This is a genomic window from Peribacillus sp. S4, assembly GCF_046715815.1.
Taxonomy (GTDB): domain Bacteria; phylum Bacillota; class Bacilli; order Bacillales; family DSM-1321; genus Peribacillus; species Peribacillus frigoritolerans.
The window spans coordinates 1,434,304-1,455,373 of sequence record NZ_CP175708.1 but is presented as its reverse complement, the minus strand read 5'-3'; the positions used below and the strand labels follow the sequence as shown (position 1 = coordinate 1,455,373).

The window sequence follows — 21,070 nt, the reverse complement described above, 5'->3', positions numbered from 1 at the left end:
TACACACCTCTTTGGTCTAAAAACTCTATTAACTTTAAGGGATACTTTTATGCTAAGTATGTTCATTTTGCTTACATCATACAATTATTCGGTACTGTATCAAGTTCAAAAAGGTAGCCAAGTGATTTAAATCAATTAAGAGAAGATATATATAACCTAACCATTTGCTAATGGTATCCTTAAAAACACTGATTTCAGACATTAAAGGGGAATAATTAATTTATATCCAAGCCTACGAAGGTATAGTCTGTTTTATTATTTGGAAAATATTGCGGTTGACCCCAACTTACCTCGATAGTTCAATAAAAGTAATTTTTGCCCATTCTCCTCCTGCACCAAGGTTAAATCCACAAGTTTTCTATTAGTATTATGCGGTTCATAAGAATTTAGCGGAATATCCCAGCAATTCTTACAATGCTCGAAGTTACTATGAGTTTCTTATTTAACCTTTCCAATTAGTTACTATTTAATTTTCAAAAATACAGCTGTATACCATCTTCTATCTCCATGTTTCCGTATATCTAAAATCGACATGTTTAAAACAGGAGGAATGATTAAAATACACGCATTTTCAACAGATTTCAAAATCAACAAAGTAATAAAGAGAGTACTCAAGAATCTTCTACCCTATCTAGACTTTTTGACCATTAAGGGTCGTCATTTTCCCTAGTATGGAAACATGTTTAAGGTATTATCAAAAAACCCTTTCGATATTTAAACAATGCCCCAGATAAAGTAAAAAGCCCGTGTATAAAACACGGGCTTTCAGACTGTAGACAAACTCGATGAAAATCGAGTTTGTCTATTTTTATGGCCTGTACAATTTGGACGTTGATTTCCACTACAGGCACTCGCTTTCCGCGGGCGGTCGGGGAGCCTCCTCGGCTTTCGCCTGCGGGGTCTCCCCTAGACGCGCTTTTCCCGCAGGAGTCTCGAACACCCGCTCCAATCAACTTTGTCTTACCTTTTAGACAGAACACTTTTGCCTAGAGTCATTTTTGTCTTAAAATAGAAGTATCAAAGCGTAAAGAAACGATTGAGCGTGTATTCGAAGATGCAAAAGAAAAGCATGGTATGCGTTGGACTACTTTAAGGGGACATAAAAAATTGTCAATGCAGGCGATGCTTACTTTCGCTGCCATTAATTTAAAGAAGATGGCCAATTGGACATGGCGAGGTCCATAAATGGCCTAACATGTGAGCTCGTAGAGCCGCAATCTCTTAACTTTAGGCGAAAATTCAAAGGGAATTTCAAAAGGGGTTCAGAATTTTTTAATTCCGAACCCCTTTTGTCTATAAACTGAAAGCCCGTGTATAAAACACGGGCTTTCTTCTTTATTTCAAATCCATTGGATTATATAATTCCACGTCAGGATTTTTATCTTGGAACCAACGAAGTGCAAACTCATTTTCAAATAAGAATGCATATTTATCAAACCGGTCCTTAACAAGGATGCTTCTTGAGCTATGAAGATTTTCATCAAGCTTTTCATCTTCAGCCCAGCGTGTAATCTTGCTGCCCATGCGCTCCATCACGACTTCAACATTGTACTCGTTCCTCATTCGATGCTCGAATACTTCAAATTGAAGCTGCCCAACCGCACCAAGCAGATATTCTTCCATCCTAACCGTTTTGAAGAGCTGAATTGCCCCTTCTTGTACAAGTTGGTTAATACCCTTATGGAAATGTTTCTGTTTCATGACGTTTTTAGCTGTTACCCTCATGAATAGTTCCGGCGTAAACTGAGGCAGCCTTTCAAACTGAAACATGTCTTTGCTTGTGGTAATCGTATCGCCAATTTGATAATTACCAGTATCATATAAACCGATGATATCTCCGCTTACCGCTTCATTTACAGTGTTTCGATCATCAGCCATGAATTGGGTAGAGGAAGAAAGGTTGATCGGTTTCCCTGTCCTGCTCAAGTTGACGCTCATTCCACGTTCGAATTTACCGGAGCAAATGCGAAGGAAGGCGATTCGGTCACGGTGTTTTGGGTTCATGTTCGCCTGGATCTTGAAAATGAAACCGGAAAAATCATTGCTGACAGGATCCATTTCACCTGATGTTGTCATCCGTGCTTGTGGAGCTGGTGCAAACTTCAGATAAGCATCCAAAAATGTCTGAACACCGAATGTCGTTAAAGCACTTCCGAAAAATACAGGACTAAGTTTTCCATTCGCAATGTTTTCTTCAGAGAATTGGTTACCCGCTTCCGTCAACAGCATGATTTCTTCCAAAGTTTGCTCATATAGCTGGGAATCCTTAAGTTTATGATCCACTTCGAGTTCACCATCTTCATTCAACGGAAGGAAACGCTCTTCCCCTTCAGTTTTGAACTGTTCAATCCGATTGTTGAACCTGTCGTAAATGCCCACGAAGTCTTTTCCCATCCCGATCGGCCAGTTCATTGGATATGTTTCTATTCCTAATACCTCTTCAAGTTCGGCAAGCAATTCTAGCGGCGTTTTACCTTGTCGGTCCATTTTATTGATAAAAGTGAAAATCGGTATACCCCTCATCCGGCATACTTTGAATAATTTAACCGTTTGATCCTCGATACCTTTTGCCGAGTCGATGATCATCACGGCGCTATCAACAGCCATCAGTGTACGATATGTGTCTTCACTGAAATCTTGGTGGCCCGGTGTATCGAGAATATTGACACGGAAGTCATCATAATCGAATTGCATGACTGAGGATGTAACGGAAATTCCCCGTTGCTTTTCAATTTCCATCCAGTCACTGGTTGCATACTTCCCTGTTTTTCTAGCTTTAACTGTTCCGGCATCGCGGATCGCGCCGCCAAACAGCAGTAATTTTTCTGTCAAAGTCGTTTTCCCGGCATCGGGGTGAGAGATGATTGCGAAGGTCCGTCGGGATTGGACCTCGTCTTTTAAATTAGTCATAATATGTTCCTTTCATTATTGGAGTTATCAATAAAAAATTTATAGGAGGTTTACTGTATTTTTTACATTGGAATGGCAACCTTTCTTTGTATGCAAAAATCCTGATCATACACAATATATGTAAGAAGAAATATATCATAAGGCTTAAGCATTGGCTACTCAGCATTCATTTCAATCAACCTTTCTATTTTAACACGATATGAAGGAAAGATGTAGAGGTGAATGAAACACCCAATAGGGGATTTATTCAGATGCAAAACAAAGGACGCTTAATCAGCGCCCCTTATCTTGATCCATATGATTACCGTTCATTTATTCATGGTTTATTTATTTACCTTGCAGTTTTTAACGGTTTTTGATTCCGCTTGTTCTTCCAGCGTTTTTTTACTTCCTTGAATATGATTGGAGCAGCAAAAATGAGAGCTCTTTTTAATAATTTCTTCATTTTTCATCAGTCCTTTCTTTCTTATCCTATACCCGATTATTTTCGCAGAAAACTTTAATGCCAACTTGTTTTCCTGTTTTCACCATAAAGCCATTTCATATTTGACATGGAATCCCAAGTCAAATTTCAATCAAGGAAAATCTCGCGCGACAATATCGTTATATTTCCCCATATAAAACCTGTCTAATATTATTTTCCCCAAATGGGAATGTATAAATTACTTCCATTTGTTTTATCCTTTATAAAGGTGGGTATATACTAAAAAACTGGAAATTGCTCCAGAGGTTATTGTGGTAATTTTTCCTGTAGGCTTTCACATATTATCAAGCATCGTCGTATGATAATTTTAACTTGAATGAGGGTGCTGGATAATGTGTGAAATTGATTTTTCCCTCTAGGTAAAATCATCACCATTAATATTTTTTAACTTTTTAGGAGGATTCATCGAATGACAGTAACAGGTAAAGTAAAATGGTTCAATAGTGACAAAGGATTTGGTTTCATCGAAGTACCAAACGGGGATGATGTTTTTGTACATTTTTCCGCCATTCAAGGAGAGGGTTTCAAAAGCCTTGATGAAGGTCAAGAAGTTGAATTTGAGATCGAAGAAGGAAACCGCGGACCTCAAGCTAAAAACGTCGTAAAACTCTAAAGCATAGATACACAAACATAATTGATAGGCAATGCAAAAGGATGCCGCCCATATCGGGCGGCATCCTTTCCTTTATATGAACATGCGAAATATTCACGTTATTTTTCATTAAAATGATCCAAAATGAAATCGGGAACATGTTCGCCAGAAAAACTCTTGATGTCCACATCTCTGCTTTCTTTATAATAAAAGGCAGCTGAATACTCCCCGCTCCAATCAATTTGGGCATTATCAATCGCTGTCTCGATTTCAGAAGCGGTCTTAATTTTCAAGCGATTTGGCTGTTGTTCAATCTGCTGTGCAAGTTCACTTTCAGAATTCGTGTGATAAATTTTCGAATCGGACTTTGCAACCAGGATATAAGAAATATCATCAGCCATTAACCGCGCTTGTTCCGATTGTCCGGTACTTACCATCCATTCTGAAAACTGAGGATATGAAGAGTCCCAATTCATATAAATGGTTTTGTTATTATTCAAAAGAATCTCTATGGAGGCATAATCACCAAAAGAAGAAGTCATTTGTGCGAACGATTGATTATTCAGGTCCTCCGACAATGCCTTCACTGCAGCTTCCAGCTGTTGACGGTCCGTGATCGTTATGGATTTGTCCACTTGGCCGCTCGCCGTTATCTTGATTTTAGAAACGTCTTGAGCGGAAACATTCAATACCTGATTAACCATTTTTTTATATTCATTCGACTCATATATTTTCGCCAACAGTGGCATGTATGAGTCGTAATTCTGCAAATGATACTCTCTTGCTAACCGTTTTCCATTCTTGAGTTTATACTTCAGAAATACGGATTGACCATCATTCCATTCACCAATGGAAACCTTTTTACCCTTATCGATGATTTCCCGATGCAATAACCTGATCGCTTCAATATTTTCCTTCTCTTTAAGATAATTGGAAGCATTATTCGACGTGTCATCGCCTTCAAAAAATATAGGAGAATCACCAATATAAGTTTGTCTAATCATCTTTTCATCAGGAATCTTGGTCTTATACTGAAGGGGATCTATTTTTATAATGAGTCCCAGCACAATGACAGCCACTATAAACGCTACATAACCTTTCAGGTTGACCCGTATTCGCCAAGTCTTTTGCAGGACGATTTCCCCTAAATAATATCCAAGCAAAGAACCGACGGCATATCCAAAAAAAATCCACCCAGGTTCGCCTGTCGTTTCGCTAAAATAAAGCCCTGTAAACAGCATCATGCATAATGTCAGGCCGAATTTAAACACTGGCTTAATCTTCGGGTAAACAAATGCCTGCGACACATGCTCCAGCTTTCTCCTCTCATAGAGAAAAAGAGAGCTAATTAGAAAAAGAGAGGTTAATATACTATAAATTAATGTATTAATAGAGAAGAAAGTGATTTTTTCCATCTCCGTTGCTGCTAATAATGGGGAGATGCCATTTATATTGGCACCTAGATAATAATCTGCAGAAAATCCTGTTATCAAAAATTTCACATTAGCTGCAAACAAAACAAAAAGCCCCACCGGCAAAGTAAGAAAAATATAGGTCAGCACTCCTTGAAAGGCTGATAATCCTGTAACCATTCCAAGTAAAACGGCAACGGAAAAGATCAAAGCTTCCAAAATAAATGTAGTCCCCATCCAAGACCATATATCCGTCATGGTATATAGCCGTTCTATATCAATTGCCGAGTGAAATAATATCAATATTGAACCTGTAAGTAAAATCGGCAAACCCATGAAACCAATTCCCGTTCCAATCATATGAACGTAGATGCTGCGTCTCGTAATCGGTAAACTATGAATGAAGTCTGAGGCTTGTTTCATTTGTAAAAACCGAAAAAGGAAGATGGCAAGTAATACTGGAATAACGATGACCAAGACAAACTGTATCATCTGCTGACAGGAAAAAAGGTTTTCGAATTCCACATATTCATTGTTCCCATTCAAGATAATCGCTAACATTTCCAGAGGCAGCGCAAATATGAGGCCTACAAGATATAGGAAACCAACCCAGCCAGTGCTTCTGAAAATATAGATAATCAGTTCCCTATTAAACCAGGTTATTCTGGATGACATAACCGATATCCCCCATTTCATAAATGAATATCTCCTCAAGAGTAAGGGGGAGAATATCTAATATTTCCGGCTGAAACTGATTAAAATGCGATTTAATCATGGCTTCACTACCTTTAACGATACAAACGATCACGCTGCCGCGTCTTTCCTTGTTAAGGATTTGAATTCCGCGGTATAAACCATGGGGAATTTTGTGCTTAAAGGCAATTTGCACTTTATGTACATCAGCTTTCAAGTCATTCAAAACCTTTTGGATAACAAGCTCACCCTTATGCAAAATCCCTACATGATCGGCTAAATCTTCAATTTCCCGGAGATTATGGGACGATAGTAAAATCGTCATATTCCTTTCCGATACATCCTGAATCAACAACTGTCTCACATTTTTTCGCATGACCGGATCTAATCCATCAAACGGTTCATCCAATATTAGAACTTCCGGCATCGTCGAGAGTGCTAGCCAAAAAGCAACCTGTCTCTGCATCCCCTTCGATAGTTTATGTATTTTATTTTGGACGGGTATCGGGAATACTTCCTGTAATTGATAGAAACGTTCATGATTCCACTCGCTATAAATATGGCTATAAAAACCTGCCATTTGCGTGATCGTATAGTTAGCCAGGAAATAAGGCGTGTCAGGAAGGAAGAAACAACGATTTTTCACTTCACGGTTTTCAAACACATATGATCCATCAATAAGAACTTCACCTGCATCCTGTATCAGGTTGCCTGAAAGCATTTTTAATAGAGTCGTTTTCCCCGCTCCATTTGAACCTAATAACCCGAATATGGAGCCTTTTGGTATAACCAAGGTGACGTTTTTGATTGCTTCTTTTCCTTCATATAATTTACTCACCTGTTTTATTTCAATCATGAATCCCCCCCCTTTGCCAATGGACTGATTTCCTTTATTATTCTATAAATTTCACGTTTATCGATTCCGATATACAGAGCTTCAGCGAGTACCTTTGAAAGCTCGTTTCTGATCTCTTCTTCTTTCAATGAATTTTTGAAGTTAGGAGGTGCCACGAAATTCCCTTTGCCTGGTAAGGTATATATAAACCCGTCAAACTCAAGCTGCTTGTACGCTTTCTGGATCGTATTTGGATTGATGGTCAACTCCTGAGCCAATATTCGGATGGATGGGAGCTGATTATGTTCCTGTAAAACTTCATTGATCATTAGTTCCTTTATCTTATCCATCAATTGCTCATATACCGGCTTTCCACTTTGAACATCCAACTCAATCATCATGAACCCTCCTTGCAATGGGTGTATTACATCTCCTAGTACAGTACATTATAAAACAATATCTTCCAATTTAAAACCAATTTAATACCATTTTCAAACAATACTCGCTTTCATTTTGTTTAACAAGACTTACAGCAGGGAAGTAATGATAGTAAGAATGAATAAAGGAGTTGTTTTCATTGAAACCATTATATACAGCTACAGTTACCGTACACGGTGGTCGTGAAGGACATATTAAATCAGAGGACGGGATTCTGGATTTCGATGTGAGGTCACCGAAGGAATTAGGTGGTTCCGGTGAGCGCGCCACAAACCCTGAACAGTTATTCGCAGCCGGTTACGCGGCATGTTTTGACAGTGCCTTGAATCTTGTTCTGCAAAAGGAAAAGAAAAAAGCCGATACATCCGTGACGGCAAATGTAACGATCGGTAAAGATGAGGAAGACGGCGGTTTTAAATTGGCTGTAAGGTTGGATGTTTCGATTCCCGACCTAAGCAGGGAAGAAGCCGAAGACTTCGCCAAAAAAGCACACATGACCTGCCCCTATTCAAAAGCAACACGCGGAAACGTCGATGTCACCTTGATTTTGGTATAAAGTTTTTGCAAGGGACTGGATACGGCATTAAGGCCGGCTCCAGTCCCTTTTTCTTATTTCACTTCTTCCAATCCCTTCAGTTTCAAAAGAAAGCCAAGACCTATTATCGCCATGATGATTAAAGACCCTAGTGCCATCCTGCTCGCCAATGTACCGAGGTCATGGAATATCAACGTTATCGTTCCATATAATAGCGGACCGATTATTGAAGAGACTTTTCCAGAGAATGCAAATAGTCCAAAAAATTGCCCCCTCTTCTCATCCGGAGTCAATTCAATGATATAGGTCCGTGATGTCACCCACATCGAACCTAGCGAAATTCCGAACATACTCCCTGCAACCCAGAACCAAAGGGCGGTTTGTGCGAAGACCGCTATAAATAAAGCAACCAAGAGCAGAACCCCCACATACGTCACAGCCAGCCGCGGTCCCTTCGACTGCGTGATGTATCCAAACAGAAACGATCCGGCAATGCTCGATACTGTCGATACCAGGTATAGCAAAATGAATCCGCTGGAGGAAAATCCAACAACAGTCTTGGCATATACGGCCATCATGCCGATAGTGGTCGCAATTGCATCATTTAAAAAGAAATAAGCAATCATGAATGTAAAAACCGATCGGTAGGAGCGCATCTCTTTAAATGTTGATTTAATTTCCTTATAACCTGATAAAAAAGGTTCTTTCGCTTTTTGCTGTTTTGGAGACTCTTTTAAAAAAAAGAATAAGGGAAGGGAAAAAACCAGAAATAAAATGGCCGTGGGTATGAAGGCTTCATGTGAACTCCCTTTACTTATGAATGGATAGATTGACAGTCCCACTAACGTTCCAAGGTAGCCTACCGCCACGCCAAATCCTGATATTAGCGGCAATTGCTGTTTCGTGCCTAAATCACTCATCATCGTATCATAGAAAACCAGACTCGAATGATAGAAAAACTTTGCTATCACAAATAAAAGAATGACGATCGCCAAGGAAACGGGAATGCCCAGAATCTTTCCATCCAACGGCGTCCCCCCGAATACCCCCATTAAAAATGTACATATGACGGAAATGAGGGTGAAAATCATAATGTATTTTTTCATTTTTCCCGTTCGATCGATCATGACACCGAACAGCGGGGAAAACAAAACGAGAAACAAACTGGCAATCGCATTAGCGTAGGAGATGAAGGTACTCGCAATCTGATCAAGAACGGCATTTTCCCCAATCTGTTCCTGGAGGAAGAACGGAAAGAAAATCGTATTAATATTAGAAGAAAATATCGTATTGGCAAAATCGTAAAACGCCCAAGAGAGAATGGGAAGGGAAAAATATAAACCAAAATTCCCCTTCCATTTTTTAGACTTCGGTTTCACCTGCAATTCCATCTGCTTTCCCTCCTTATTGATACTTAAATTATATGTATTCCATACCTTTCCAATAAATCCTTTAAGTCGGATTATAACATTGTGTAAAACATGATTTTTTCCTGCCTAACATGTAATATTATGAAATGAGACTGTCCTGCTAATTTTTAATCATTGTGCCTGATAGGAGTGTGAAAGATGACCGCATTTTTTCTTATTATCGTGATAACCATGCTTGTCCTGTTCGCTCTCTACGCTAAAAGATCAAAAAGTGATTTCCCTGAAAGCTTAATAAAGCAGCATTCCCCCATTAAAATTGGACATCGAGGTGCATCTGGATATTGCCCCGAGAATACAATGGCATCTTATAAAAAAGCCATTGAATTGGGTGCTGATTTCCTGGAAGTGGATATCCATCTCAGTAAAGATGATGTCCTTGTGGTTCATCATGATCCCACCTTGGATCGAACCACAAACGGCAAAGGGAACCTCCGTGATTACACGGCAGCCGAATTAAAGGAACTGGATGCAGGAAGCTGGTATCATTCTCGCTATAAAAATGAAAGGATACCTTTACTAAGTGAGGTATTGGAGAATTTCGGGTCTGAGGTCGGAATTTTAGTCGAATTGAAACATCCCTCTGCTTATCCCAGCATAGAAGAGAAACTTGCCGAAGAATTAGGTAAATTCCAAGAATGTTCAACAAGTAAAAATAAGATAATGGTTCATTCGTTCGATATGGAATCCATGAAAAGGTTTCATCAATTAATGCCGGACATACAAGTGGGCGTTTTGATAAAACGGCGAATCAATGACCAAAAAATAAAAGAGATTGCCGAGTTCGCATCATTTTTGAATCCAAAACAAACGATTTTGAGTACGAAGCTGCAAAAGCGAATCCAAAAGCACGGGATGAAAGTATTTACATGGACCGTCAACAATAAAAAACAAATACACATGTTCAAAATGATGCAGGTAGATGGGATCATTTCCGATTTTCCAGATTATTTTTTGGATTGAAACTTTGAATGATAAGTGATAACTAGTTCTTTACACGGTTCAGGGTGAGACCACTCCGAATCCCTTTTAAAATTCCCTTTGAAATTTTGATTAAAGGTTAAGAACAAAAGACTGTAGGCAAAAACATAGTTGATTGGAGCGGGTGTGCGAGACTCCTGCGGGAATAGCGGGTCCAAGGGAGACCCCACAGGCGCAAGTGCGCCGAGTCCGGACCGACCGCGGAAAGCGAGTGCCCTACGTTCCAATCAACGTCCAAATTTGTACAAGAAAAAAAAATGTAGACAAACTCGGTTTTCATCGAGTTTGTCTACATTCTGAACAATCCGCAAATGCGGATTGTTTTTTGTTTTTTAATAACAATGAAAGTATTGTATTTCATGCGCGTCCGTCCCATAATAGGCCCATCGCTGTTGACTTCGTCTCCAACGATAACCTGCCACTGAATTATATCCGACATATGTTGGGTAAAACCAAAATGAACGCCCATTCTTAAGCCAAATATACGTATGTTTGTATAAGCACCCTTTCATTGACCCAGTGTCCATTGCCTTATACATTCCTTCATGAAGTTGTGGAGTGAATAATAGCGGAGCTATATGAGGCGGTCCTCCTCCGTGCGGCGGCCGAGGCGGTGGCTGGCCCCCTCCATAGGACGGACCAGGCGGGACAGGAGGAGTCCTTACTTCCATCATCTTATTCTCTAATGGATATGCCCCTGCCATGAAATGATTGCCCTTATTTCGGAGATGTGCATTTCGTTCATTACCGTTATGGTCGTTCTGTTGATTGAATGAATCGTATGGTTTCATACCATTTCACCTCATAATTTGAACCTCCATTTATCCGTATGTAGACGAATGACCATTTGTGCAACCTTTGCTCTGAACAGTCTCGAATTTGATTTCCATTTGATCTATTTTTGAAATTAATGCATCAGAAAATATTCCCTGTTTATTTTTTGAAAAAACCCCTATATTTTTTAGCTTTCTTGCCCTAGAATTGATATAGTGTTGGTAATGATTTAAATGTGGTCAAAAGTCATGTCAGGCCCTAAATCATTTTTGGACAAATTTTCTTATCTTAGAAAAAACGAGGGATTCCTATGTGGGAATTATTATTAGAATTCGATTATCAAACCGTTCGCCATGCGGTATGGGCAGGTTACTTATTTACCTTTGTCTTTCCACTGGCCGCGTTTTACTTCTTAAATAAAAAGCAATCGCTCTTGAATGACAAATATCAAGCTTCCGTTCATACAGATAAAAGTAAATCCCCTGTTCATACAGGCAGCACCTTTGACTGGCGCGGTGCACAGCGCTTTTTCACCTTTATCCGGCAAAAAGATTCACCAGATGATTCCGATGAGCCAAGCCTCCTTCTAGTTGTTTAAACATTAACAATTCGAGGAGGAAATTATATTGAAGAAGAAAAACATGTTTTTAATTGCCGTCCTATTTTTGGCAACGACCCTTTTGACTGGTTGCTCAGCAGCAACGAGCGGACCATTTCATACTGCATTGGTTAACCCCATGACAAAAATGCTGGAATTCAATGCTGGTTTATTTAATGGCAACTATGGTTTAAGCATCATCATGATGACATTTTTGATTCGCCTTGTTTTGCTACCTCTGACTGCCAAACAATACAAAACACAGCTTAGCATGAAGACGAAGATGAATGGCCTGAAACCGGAAATGACAGCAATCCAGCAGAAAATCAAAGAGACGAAAGATCCTGCTAAACAAAAGGCCCTTCAGCAGGAAATGATGCAGCTTTACCAAAAACATGGAGTCAACCCTTTAAACATGGGCTGTCTGCCGCTCTTAATTCAAATGCCGATCCTAATGGGCTTTTATTATGCGATTCAAGGTTCCCATGAAATTGCGACCCATAGTTTCCTTTGGTACAGCCTAGGTCAGCCGAATATTGCCATGGCGATAATCGCTGGTGTCATTTATTACTTCCAATCGGCCATTTCCGTGAGACAAATGCCGGAAGAACAGCAGAAACAAATGAAGATGATGAGCTTGCTCTCACCAGCAATGATTTTATTCATTTCTTTCTCTGCTCCTGCTGCATTGCCACTATATTGGTCTATCGGAGGTATATTCATGATTGTTCAGTCAATCGTGCTTAAGCGAATATATAAAAAAGACCATGCCGCTGTCCCGGCTGCAAATGAAACGGTCATGAAAAAAAGCTAATCCATTTGGATTAGCTTTTTTCTTACATTCATTTTCCACTTACGCTGGAAAGTGAAGCGATTTCCTGGGTGAGATCACTTTGTTTTATTTCTTCGGCAACGGATTTGTAGAAACCTTTTCGAAAAATCTCTCTACATATTCGAAATCCGTGTAAAAGAACAATAATAGGTCACCCGGTTGTGATTTCTCCCAGGCTTTTATGAATGCGTCCAATTCATTAGGTTCGATGAATGTCCGATCTTTTTGTAACCCAGCTTCTACCGCAGCATCCTGAAGCAGCCCGGCTACTTCTAACGGCTCCCTCCCCCGCAAATCATCGTCTTCTTTAATGATGAACAGATCGGAATTAATGGCCGCTACCTTGGAGAGTCTGATAAGTTCTTCATCAATACGATCCCCCGGCCCTGCCAAAACAGTGATAAGATGATTTTTGTTATAGGCACTGACCGTTTCGAATATGGCCTTCAATCCCGCTTCATTATGAGCATAGTCGATGATGATCGTGCGCTCTTTCAACTTTTTCAAATTGAACCGTCCTTTGGACAAATTCGTATCAGGCATAAATGTGGCAGCCTTCCTTCTTAGTTCTTCCATGGAAATGCCTTGTGTTTCGGCTGCGGCTAACGCCTGAAGTAAATTGGCGATATTATGACGTGCCATGCCGGAAATCGTAATTGGAACCATGGTGCAATCCATAAATGGATGGATGACTCCATCAGCTGAATGACAAATGACGCCGTTTTCATTGACGTACCAAACTTTACATCCCTTATCTATCGCAGCTTGCACGTGAGGCTGGGTGGCATCTGTAGAGGTGTAAATGACCTCCCCATCTGTATAAGCGTTCATGGCAGCTACATTCGGATCATCTGCATTCAGTACACAATAGCCTGTTTTCATTACGACTTCAGCTACCAGCCTCTTTAATTTAATGAGATCATCCAATGTATCGATTCCATCACGGCCGAGGTGATCCTCACTTACATTGGTGATGATCCCCACATCACATTTACGAAAAGCAAGACCTTCACGCAGAATCCCGCCCCGGGCCGTTTCCAATACGGCAATATCGACTTCAGGATGGGCCAATACCATTCTTGCACTGACAGGGCCACTGCAGTCACCGTGATCCAATACCTCATCGCCGATATATACTCCATCAGAATTTGTCATCCCAACTTTTGTTTTTTCATTAGTAAGAAAATAATGAATCAATCGGGTTGTTGTCGTCTTGCCATTTGTTCCGGTCACTGCAATGATCGGTATAGCCGCCTCTTCCCTGGTCGGAAATAAATAATCGACAATGGCTTTGCCTACATCCCTTTTTTTCCCTTCACTCGGATAATGATGCATTCGAATTCCCGGTGCAGCATTCACTTCAATAATTGCAGTCTTTGAATGTTCGATCGGTTTTGATATATCCTCACAAATAAAATCTATTCCGGCGATATCCAAACCGATCGCTTTCGCAGCTGCAACAGACATATTCTTAATGGTCGGATGAACCTGGTCCGTTACATCGATTGCCTTTCCGCCAGTCGAAAGATTTGCATTGCCGACAACTTGAACCAATTCACCTTGATTCGGAATCGTATCGAGCGTCCGATTCGATTTTTCCAAGTAACACGTCACGGTATGTGTAAGTGGGATTTTTGACATCGGCTTTTCATGACCTTCTCCCCGCAAATCATTACAATTTTCCTTTTCTATCAAACTGCGTATCGTTTCCTTGCCATTGCCAATAACATAGGGTGGAAGCCTCAAACTGGCGGCGATAAGTTCTCCATTAACTATCAGTAACCGATAATCATGTCCTTCAATATGCCGTTCGATAATATACTTCTCCACATGCAACTCCAAACAATTGATCACATTGAATAGCTCATCCTTATTTTTGATATGGGTGATGACACCCTGACCCTGTCTCCCATTATACGGTTTTATGACCAGTGGAAAACCCAGCCTGTCCGCCGAGGCAAAGATATCTTCAATGGAATGGGCAACTTCCCCTTCAGGTACAGGGAGGCCACATCCTCTTAAAATGGATTTGGTCAATGCTTTGTCACATGAATTCTCAACCGCAATATTCGAAGTCTGGCTAGAGATTGTCGCCTGGACATACTTCTGCCTTGCACCTGTTCCTAAACGCAGTAAGCTTTCATCACCCATTCGCTCGACAGGGATATCTTTTGCTTGCGCTGCCTTAAAAATGGCTTCGGTACTTGGCCCCAGTTTATTTTTATAATATAACTGCTCTATTTGTTTTACATAAGATTGTACATTTATAAGTTTTTCACCATTCAGGATGGCCTCCGCGATATCTTTTGCTGCTAAAAAAGCTTGAAGACCTGAGTGAGGCTCCTGATAGTCAAAGGTAACATAATAAAAACCCTTCTTTTCCATCATTATCGTTTTTCCCCGAATGGCTTCGATTCCGGCCAAGTTTTGAAGCTCAATCGTCATATGCTCCAATATATGTCCCATCCATGTTCCTTTTCTCAGCCTTTCGGCGAATCCGCCTCGATACCCTTTTGAACATGTATGGCTTCCCAAGTTCGGGAGCACCTTTAACAATTTTTCATTGAATCCAGGTATTGAATCAGATGGTTTCTGTTCCAGTTCCCCTATATCCAATTCAATGCAAATCGTAGGTGTATAAGCAAAATAATTTGGTCCTTTTAAATAACGGACTCGATTGATCTTCATTGTTGGATCCCCTTTTTCATCAACAATTTCCTTGTAAGCAGGTCAAAACGGTATCCCCTGGTTAGTGCATGAAGGTTGAATCCCGAAAGAGTCAACTCTTCACTGCCATTATCAGAAGATGTGATATTGATATAATCACTGGTGCTGCCATCAAGAACCAATACTTGATGTTGGCCGACAACTTCAAAATGACCGTCTTTAACTAAAATTGCTGTATTTTCATCAATGCCAATACCCATAATTTCTTTTTTCCCTGCTATTGCACTTAACAGACGATCAAAACGGCCACGCTGGGAAAAATGTTGATCGATTATCAGTCCGTCCAGGAAGCCGAAACCTACGCCAATTTCAACCTTTAACTTATTGTCATTCAGCATCGTGTCAGCAGCAACGATCATATACTTTCCTAAAATCGAAGCACCAGCACTTGTCCCTGCTATCACCATTCCTTCATGCCAGGCTTTAGAAAGGGCATCGTGGAACTTTGTTTTTCCAATCAGTTCAGACAATCGGCTTTGGTTTCCCCCTGAAATGAAGATGGCGGAAAAAGATGCAAGCTGTTCACAAATTGCCGGATCGTCTGCATCCTGCCTTGAATCCAGCTTGATCACTTCCACCCTGTCCACACCTAAATCCCTGAAAATCTTGATATACTCTGTACTCACTTCCTCAGGAATTTCACTCGCTGTAGGCAATATTCCTATTCCGCCTTCGCTATGGGTTGCAAGCTCTACAAATTTATTTAATACTTCACCTTCAAGGCACTTATCCTCTGCCCCGCCAATGATAAGTAATTCACCACAATTCATTCATCATACTCACCTTTACAAATGGATTCACATCATGAAATTGCTCTAAACAGAACACATAATGACTAGTATGGCAACTTCTTTCATTATTCATTCATAAAAATGCAAACTGCATAATTTTGTTTAACTTAATGAAAAAAGAGGAAAAGTAATAGAGTAAAAAATAAAAGGAGTGTATAAAAATGAGCCAAAACCAAATAAAAGAAAAAGTATTGAACATCATCCGTGATCATAAAATAGGAGTTTTATCTTCAGTTGAAAACAACAAACCACATTCACGCTATATGACATTTTTTAACGATGAATTAACTTTATACACACCAACGAGCGGAAAGACGGAAAAAATCGATGAAATTGAAAAGAACCCTAATGTTCATATCCTGATCGGCTATGATAATGAAGGATTGGGCGATTCTTACCTGGAAATCTCAGGTACCTCGAAAATAAACGATTCACAGGAACTGAAAGATAAATTATGGAATGAATCTTTTGAAATGTGGTTCGAAGGTCCGAAAGATCCAAATTATTTAATTCTGCAAATTAAGCCGGAAAGCATACGGTTGATGAACAACAATGGTGAACCTCCACAAGAATTATCATTATAATTTGTCATTCACGAGTATTTGAGCGACATTCACCAGTAAAACACCAAAACTCACGAGTATTACGCACCAAACTCACGACTTTAATGAAATATCCTAAAAAACAAGTAAAAGCCCGCACTTCTATGATAGGAGTGCGGGCTTTTCTCACGATTATACCAACTCTGATTGGATATAATGCAAAATTAGATTGGCTGTATGCTTTAATGAAGAGACATGTGTCCGCTCGAAGGCATGTGATGCATCGATTCCCGGTCCGATCAGGCCATGGACGACATCATATCCTGCCCGGATGGCAGCGGAAGCGTCCGATCCGTAAAATGGATAAATATCGACGCGGTAGTCCACGGCATTTGCTTGGGCAAGTGAGACCAGATGCTGACGCAGTTTATAATGATAAGGACCCGAGGAGTCTTTTGCGCAAATGGAAACGCTGAATTCATCCGTCGTTTGTCCATCACCGATCGCGCCCATATCGACAGCAAGATATTCGACTGTTTTCTCAGGGATATTGGAATTTCCTCCATAGCCGATTTCTTCATTGTTGGAAATCAGGAAATGGGTCGTATATGCCAATTTTATCTTTCCTGTGGAAATGAGGTCAATGATATGTAGGAGGATGCCCACGCTAGCTTTATCATCCAAATGCCTTGATTTCAAAAAGCCTGTATCCGTCACTTCCACTCTCGGTTCAAAGGAGACAAAATCTCCAACAGAAATGCCAATGGCCTCGGTTTCCGCTTTGGTTTTCACGACAGCATCTATCCGGACCTCTATTGTCTCATCATCACGCTTCGCATCGCCGGCATTTTTATATACGTGGACAGAGGTCTGGTTGATTAAAATGGTCCCGGTGATAATGGCTCCGTCAGCTGTATGGATTTTACAATATTCCCCTTCCACCGAGTTCCAGCGGAATCCGCCGATCATCGTCAATTTAAGGCGGCCATTCGCTTTGATTTCCTTTACCATGGCCCCCAATGTATCGACATGGGCAGTCAGCAAGCGATGTTTGTTATCATCTTCGCCTTTTAATGTAGCAAGCAATGCCCCTTTATTCGTGATGTTATATGAAACCTTCCTCTGCTCCATGAAATCGGCCGCGTATTTAATGGCTTGTTCAGTATAGCCGGAGGGGCTGGGTATGGACACCAATTCTTTTATGTAAGATACGATTTCTTTTTCTTCGATCACGCTCATGCATATCTCTCCTTTCCTCTTTGTTCATTATATCTTTTCATGGCAACTTTTAACATATTAAAAGACCGCCAAAAGGCGGCCCTTTAATAGATTTACCTCATAAAAGCCATGACAGGCAAGATGGCCATAGCTAATGTTGCAATTCCATATAACGCTAAATTATCCATATTCACTCTTCTTTTCCACTTATCGCGCCATACCTTGTATCTGTCCATATCTTCGTTTCTCATAAAAAAACCTCCTTCATGATGAAAGTTCAACTTCACTTCAATTGTCTTTGTTTGTTGGACATTTCCTTCATATATTCCAAGAAGGCAATTCTCTTTTCGTCTGGATAGGCTACAATGTCTGCAATGATTTCCTCTTCGAGAGGTTTCAGTAAACGGCCAACCGATTCAGTAAACAATATTTCTAACTCTCTCTTTGTTTCATTAGGATTTCTCACTTCCATCAATATCACCCTTCCAATTACTTACTATTATCTATATAACCTTTATCCACTTCATTGAAACGCAAAAAATCGACCGCCATAAGGGCAGCCGATAGTCAGCTTAAATTATTTCGTTACCCCAACATTATGCCATTGATATTGACGGCCTGCGAGATAATCGTAACCTGTAACGCGTTCATTCACTCCAGCCAATTGATAACGGAATAATGTCGGAATGACCGGAACCTCTTCATGAATCAATTCTTGCCACTCATTATACGTATCGATTCGATATTGATCATCGAAGGCTTCCTCTGAAATCCCTTTAGCAAGAAGCTCATCATTTTTTTCACTCACCCAGCGGGTATAGTTAAATTCTGCAGACCTGGACCATATTCCTGATGGATCCGGATCTGAAGCGACGCCCCATGCTGCTGAATAAACATCAACTTCGTCATTATCCTTTTTCAGGAGGTCGTAGAATGAATTGAACTCATGCAGCCTTCCATCCTGCAATTCGACGTCCAACCCTACTTGTTCCCATTGCTGGATATAATATCTTGCCAGTGGCTCAGAAACATCGGAACCGCTCATGGAAGCAAAGTTGATTTTGAACTCTTTTCCATCAGCATCTTCACGAATGCCATCATTATTCGTATCTACAAACCCTGCTTCATCCAAAAGTTCCTTAGCCTTTTCAGGATTATATTCATATGGTTTTACATCTTTGTTATTATATTTAAAGTTCGGGGTAATGACAGAGTTGGCAGGGAAGCGAAGGCCCTTGTACATCTTTTCGCCAACTTCTTCATTATTGATGGCATATGCCATCGCCTGACGAAGGCGTTTGTCCCCGAATTTCGGATTCTCATCCATAATATTTTCTTCTTTTTCTTTATCATAGTAGCCGAAATTGAATCCAATATAGGAATAGGCCAATTCAACTTTCCCCAATAATTCGACATTATCCAATTCCTTGGCCTGATCATATTGTTCAGCCAAGACCTCCGCTACATCGAGGTCACCATTTTCAAGTGACTTGACGACAACAGACGGATTCACGACTTTCAATGTGATACTGTCCAATTTTGGTGCACCGCGGTAATAATCTTTATTCGCTTCAAATTCCACCGCTTCCCCTTGAACGATTTTCTTCACTTTGAATGGTCCAAACCCAATCGGATTTTTACGGATTTTATCCGAAGATTCCAACTCTGCAATCGGAACATCTTTTAAGTATTCTTTATGAAGCGGGTATGTCCATAATCCGGTCGTGACGGAAGGATTCGCTTTTTTGAATGTGAATATGATTTTTTTGCCGTCGACTTTAATGCCTGAAATCTTATCCGCTTTCCCTTCATGATACTCTTCCATACCCTCGATTAAAGCCATTTGTTCATCATAGCGGACACCTTTGTAATCTTTGCTTCCCATGACAAGATATGCATATTCTAAATCAGCACCTGTCACAGGTTTTCCATCTTGCCAATTTACATTATCCTTAATCGTCAGCGTAACCGTTTTATGATCGTCTGAAATCTCATATGAAGCGGCACCTTCATTCGTATATACATAGTTTTCGTCTGTATCCAATAAATCCTCATCAAAGAATGTGATAACTTGGTTATCGGGTTCGCCTTGATAGAAAACCTTGTTTAATATCCCTTCAAACGGGGTATCTGATACCAAACCATATGTCAAATGGCCGCCTTTAATCGGCTCTCCTTGATTTGTCGTCTTTGTCGGGAATTTAGAGGTATCGACCTGTTCTACATCTTTCCCTTTTTTCTCTTTCGTTGACGATTTCTCCGTATCATTCGAACATGCAGCAAGCAGTAGAGACGAAATGGCCAATGCACTTAATACCTTACTGTAGCTTTTGATTTTCATATCATACACTCCCCTTTTATTATCCTCTTCTTTGTCTTGCATCGGCTGCGCGTTTTAACGCCTGACCAACGAAATTTATACTCAGCATCAACACTAAAATCATGAGTGATGCGGGTACCCATATCCACCACTTGTTTTCCAGAACATCTGGATTTCGAGCATAACTGATGAGCGTCCCTAAACTCGGGGTGCTCTCCGGAAGGCCGAACCCTAAGAAAGTCAAACTGGATTCTAAGCCAATATTGCCTGCAAGGTTCAAAATGAAGTTGACGATGATCAGTGAACTGACATTGGGCAGCAGTTGAAACAGGATGATTTTCCAATGTGGCGTCCCGAGTGTCTGTGAGGCATGGATATAATCCAGCTCACGCTCTGACAAAGCCTTTGAACGAATCAGCCGGGCCTTTCCTGTCCATAAAAACATCGTCATGATTAAAATGAAAACATATACATTGAAGATCGGCACAATCGTGACCACAACGATGATGAACATCAATTGCGGCAGGGCAATCACGAAATCGATGACACGCATGATCACATTATCGGTTGCCCCGCCGAAGTAGCCCGCCAGAAGCCCTAATGATAAACCGATGATAGCCGTGAATAATGTAATGAATAAACTGATCGTGAATGAATTTCTGGTACCGATTATCAGTTGGCCGAATACATCCCGGCCGCCATAATCGGTTCCAAGCCAATAGTCTGAGGATGGTTCCAAATAAATGGAGAGAAAATCGACCTTGGCTATTTCCTTGGCGTCCATGAAAAACGACGCACCGTAAACAAATAGCAATATGGCTGCTAATATAATCAATGAGCCCATGGCAAGCTTGTCTTTCTTGATTTCCTGCCAGATGATCTTGATACCTGAAGGGCTCACATCATTAACTTGTATGTTCTTACCGGTTTCCACTTTCATTTCCATACGACTCACCCCGCT

At 40.5% G+C, this 21,070-nt stretch carries 20 protein-coding genes and 1 pseudogene; 7 read left to right on the top strand and 14 right to left on the bottom strand.

Annotation, left to right across the window (positions count from 1 at the left end):
- Window positions 1-1,017 precede the first annotated feature (1,017 nt).
- A pseudogene (locus ACJ9PY_RS07030) lies at window positions 1,018-1,185 on the top strand (transposase); the annotation flags it as partial.
- A gap of 150 nt (window positions 1,186-1,335) precedes the next feature.
- Here the strand turns inward: ACJ9PY_RS07030 and ACJ9PY_RS07025 are convergent.
- Both ACJ9PY_RS07025 and ACJ9PY_RS07020 read right to left on the bottom strand, forming a co-directional pair.
- Window positions 1,336-2,910: a peptide chain release factor 3 gene (locus tag ACJ9PY_RS07025; RefSeq protein WP_034314233.1), complete on the bottom strand. Its 1,575-nt coding sequence runs from the start codon at window positions 2,908-2,910 to the stop codon at window positions 1,336-1,338.
- 323 nt (window positions 2,911-3,233) lie between these two features.
- Window positions 3,234-3,362 carry a hypothetical protein gene (locus ACJ9PY_RS07020; protein WP_411739701.1) on the bottom strand — a complete coding sequence of 43 codons (129 nt, stop codon included), beginning with the start codon at window positions 3,360-3,362 and terminating at the stop codon, window positions 3,234-3,236.
- A 441-nt stretch (window positions 3,363-3,803) separates the two neighbouring features.
- Here ACJ9PY_RS07020 and cspD point away from each other — a divergent pair, with 441 nt between their 5' ends.
- Entirely contained in the window at window positions 3,804-4,007 is a 204-nt protein-coding gene (gene cspD, locus ACJ9PY_RS07015) for a cold-shock protein CspD (RefSeq protein WP_034314240.1), read from the top strand.
- A 98-nt stretch (window positions 4,008-4,105) separates the two neighbouring features.
- On the opposite strand, the gene ACJ9PY_RS07010 is transcribed toward cspD, so the two are convergent.
- Genes ACJ9PY_RS07010 through ACJ9PY_RS07000 form a run of 3 tightly spaced genes read right to left on the bottom strand, consistent with a single transcriptional unit; the run spans window position 4,106 to window position 7,327 of the window.
- A complete protein-coding gene (locus tag ACJ9PY_RS07010; protein ID WP_411739700.1) occupies window positions 4,106-6,073 on the bottom strand; it encodes a DUF6449 domain-containing protein in 1,968 nt (655 codons plus the stop codon).
- Entirely contained in the window at window positions 6,048-6,947 is a 900-nt protein-coding gene (locus ACJ9PY_RS07005) for an ABC transporter ATP-binding protein (RefSeq protein ID WP_268590532.1), read from the bottom strand. Before ACJ9PY_RS07005 ends, ACJ9PY_RS07010 begins: the two co-directional genes overlap by 26 nt.
- Complete coding sequence (locus ACJ9PY_RS07000) at window positions 6,944-7,327, bottom strand: GntR family transcriptional regulator (RefSeq protein ID WP_411739699.1); 384 nt, start codon at window positions 7,325-7,327, stop codon at window positions 6,944-6,946. The genes ACJ9PY_RS07005 and ACJ9PY_RS07000 overlap by 4 nt, the downstream gene beginning before the upstream one ends.
- A 176-nt stretch (window positions 7,328-7,503) precedes the next feature.
- Between ACJ9PY_RS07000 and ACJ9PY_RS06995 the strand changes: the two genes are divergently transcribed.
- A complete protein-coding gene (locus tag ACJ9PY_RS06995) occupies window positions 7,504-7,920 on the top strand; it encodes an organic hydroperoxide resistance protein (protein ID WP_306804760.1) in 417 nt (138 codons plus the stop codon).
- Between the two features lie 53 nt (window positions 7,921-7,973).
- Here the strand turns inward: ACJ9PY_RS06995 and ACJ9PY_RS06990 are convergent, their stop codons facing one another.
- A complete protein-coding gene (locus ACJ9PY_RS06990; RefSeq protein ID WP_411739698.1) occupies window positions 7,974-9,290 on the bottom strand; it encodes an MFS transporter in 1,317 nt (438 codons plus the stop codon).
- A gap of 177 nt (window positions 9,291-9,467) precedes the next feature.
- On the opposite strand from ACJ9PY_RS06990, the gene ACJ9PY_RS06985 reads away from it, so the two are divergent.
- A complete protein-coding gene (locus ACJ9PY_RS06985; RefSeq protein WP_411739697.1) occupies window positions 9,468-10,289 on the top strand; it encodes a glycerophosphodiester phosphodiesterase in 822 nt (273 codons plus the stop codon).
- 350 nt (window positions 10,290-10,639) lie between these two features.
- On the opposite strand, the gene ACJ9PY_RS06980 is transcribed toward ACJ9PY_RS06985, so the two are convergent.
- Window positions 10,640-11,098 carry a hypothetical protein gene (locus tag ACJ9PY_RS06980; RefSeq protein ID WP_411739696.1) on the bottom strand — a complete coding sequence of 153 codons (459 nt, stop codon included), beginning with the start codon at window positions 11,096-11,098 and terminating at the stop codon, window positions 10,640-10,642.
- Between the two features lie 293 nt (window positions 11,099-11,391).
- Between ACJ9PY_RS06980 and ACJ9PY_RS06975 the strand changes: the two genes are divergently transcribed.
- Both ACJ9PY_RS06975 and yidC read left to right on the top strand, forming a co-directional pair.
- Entirely contained in the window at window positions 11,392-11,679 is a 288-nt protein-coding gene (locus tag ACJ9PY_RS06975) for a hypothetical protein (RefSeq protein WP_034314256.1), read from the top strand.
- A 28-nt stretch (window positions 11,680-11,707) separates the two neighbouring features.
- A complete protein-coding gene (gene yidC, locus ACJ9PY_RS06970; RefSeq protein WP_222620141.1) occupies window positions 11,708-12,493 on the top strand; it encodes a membrane protein insertase YidC in 786 nt (261 codons plus the stop codon).
- 84 nt (window positions 12,494-12,577) lie between these two features.
- Here yidC and cphA read toward each other — a convergent pair whose 3' ends face one another.
- Together cphA and ACJ9PY_RS06960 are read right to left on the bottom strand one after the other, a co-directional pair.
- A complete protein-coding gene (gene cphA, locus ACJ9PY_RS06965; RefSeq protein ID WP_411739695.1) occupies window positions 12,578-15,199 on the bottom strand; it encodes a cyanophycin synthetase in 2,622 nt (873 codons plus the stop codon).
- Window positions 15,196-16,008 (bottom strand): cyanophycinase, encoded by an 813-nt coding sequence (locus ACJ9PY_RS06960; protein ID WP_053534232.1) that lies wholly within the window; start codon window positions 16,006-16,008, stop codon window positions 15,196-15,198. The genes cphA and ACJ9PY_RS06960 overlap by 4 nt, the downstream gene beginning before the upstream one ends.
- A gap of 182 nt (window positions 16,009-16,190) precedes the next feature.
- Between ACJ9PY_RS06960 and ACJ9PY_RS06955 the strand changes: the two genes are divergently transcribed.
- Window positions 16,191-16,613: a pyridoxamine 5'-phosphate oxidase family protein gene (locus ACJ9PY_RS06955; RefSeq protein ID WP_063576994.1), complete on the top strand. Its 423-nt coding sequence runs from the start codon at window positions 16,191-16,193 to the stop codon at window positions 16,611-16,613.
- Between the two features lie 150 nt (window positions 16,614-16,763).
- Here the strand turns inward: ACJ9PY_RS06955 and ACJ9PY_RS06950 are convergent, their stop codons facing one another.
- The 5 genes from ACJ9PY_RS06950 to ACJ9PY_RS06930 all read right to left on the bottom strand — a co-directional run bounded on the left by ACJ9PY_RS06950 (window position 16,764) and on the right by ACJ9PY_RS06930 (window position 21,049).
- Window positions 16,764-17,810 (bottom strand): M42 family metallopeptidase, encoded by a 1,047-nt coding sequence (locus tag ACJ9PY_RS06950; RefSeq protein WP_239860598.1) that lies wholly within the window; start codon window positions 17,808-17,810, stop codon window positions 16,764-16,766.
- A gap of 92 nt (window positions 17,811-17,902) precedes the next feature.
- The gene (locus ACJ9PY_RS06945) at window positions 17,903-18,040 is read right to left on the bottom strand and encodes a hypothetical protein (RefSeq protein ID WP_411739694.1); all 138 of its coding nucleotides are present in this window, start codon (window positions 18,038-18,040) and stop codon (window positions 17,903-17,905) included.
- 32 nt (window positions 18,041-18,072) lie between these two features.
- Window positions 18,073-18,261: a hypothetical protein gene (locus tag ACJ9PY_RS06940; protein ID WP_034314269.1), complete on the bottom strand. Its 189-nt coding sequence runs from the start codon at window positions 18,259-18,261 to the stop codon at window positions 18,073-18,075.
- A gap of 105 nt (window positions 18,262-18,366) precedes the next feature.
- Window positions 18,367-20,130: an oligopeptide ABC transporter substrate-binding protein gene (opp4A, locus tag ACJ9PY_RS06935; protein ID WP_098866665.1), complete on the bottom strand. Its 1,764-nt coding sequence runs from the start codon at window positions 20,128-20,130 to the stop codon at window positions 18,367-18,369.
- Window positions 20,131-20,149: 19 nt separating this feature from the next.
- Window positions 20,150-21,049 (bottom strand): ABC transporter permease, encoded by a 900-nt coding sequence (locus ACJ9PY_RS06930; RefSeq protein ID WP_057279040.1) that lies wholly within the window; start codon window positions 21,047-21,049, stop codon window positions 20,150-20,152.
- Window positions 21,050-21,070 lie beyond the last annotated feature (21 nt).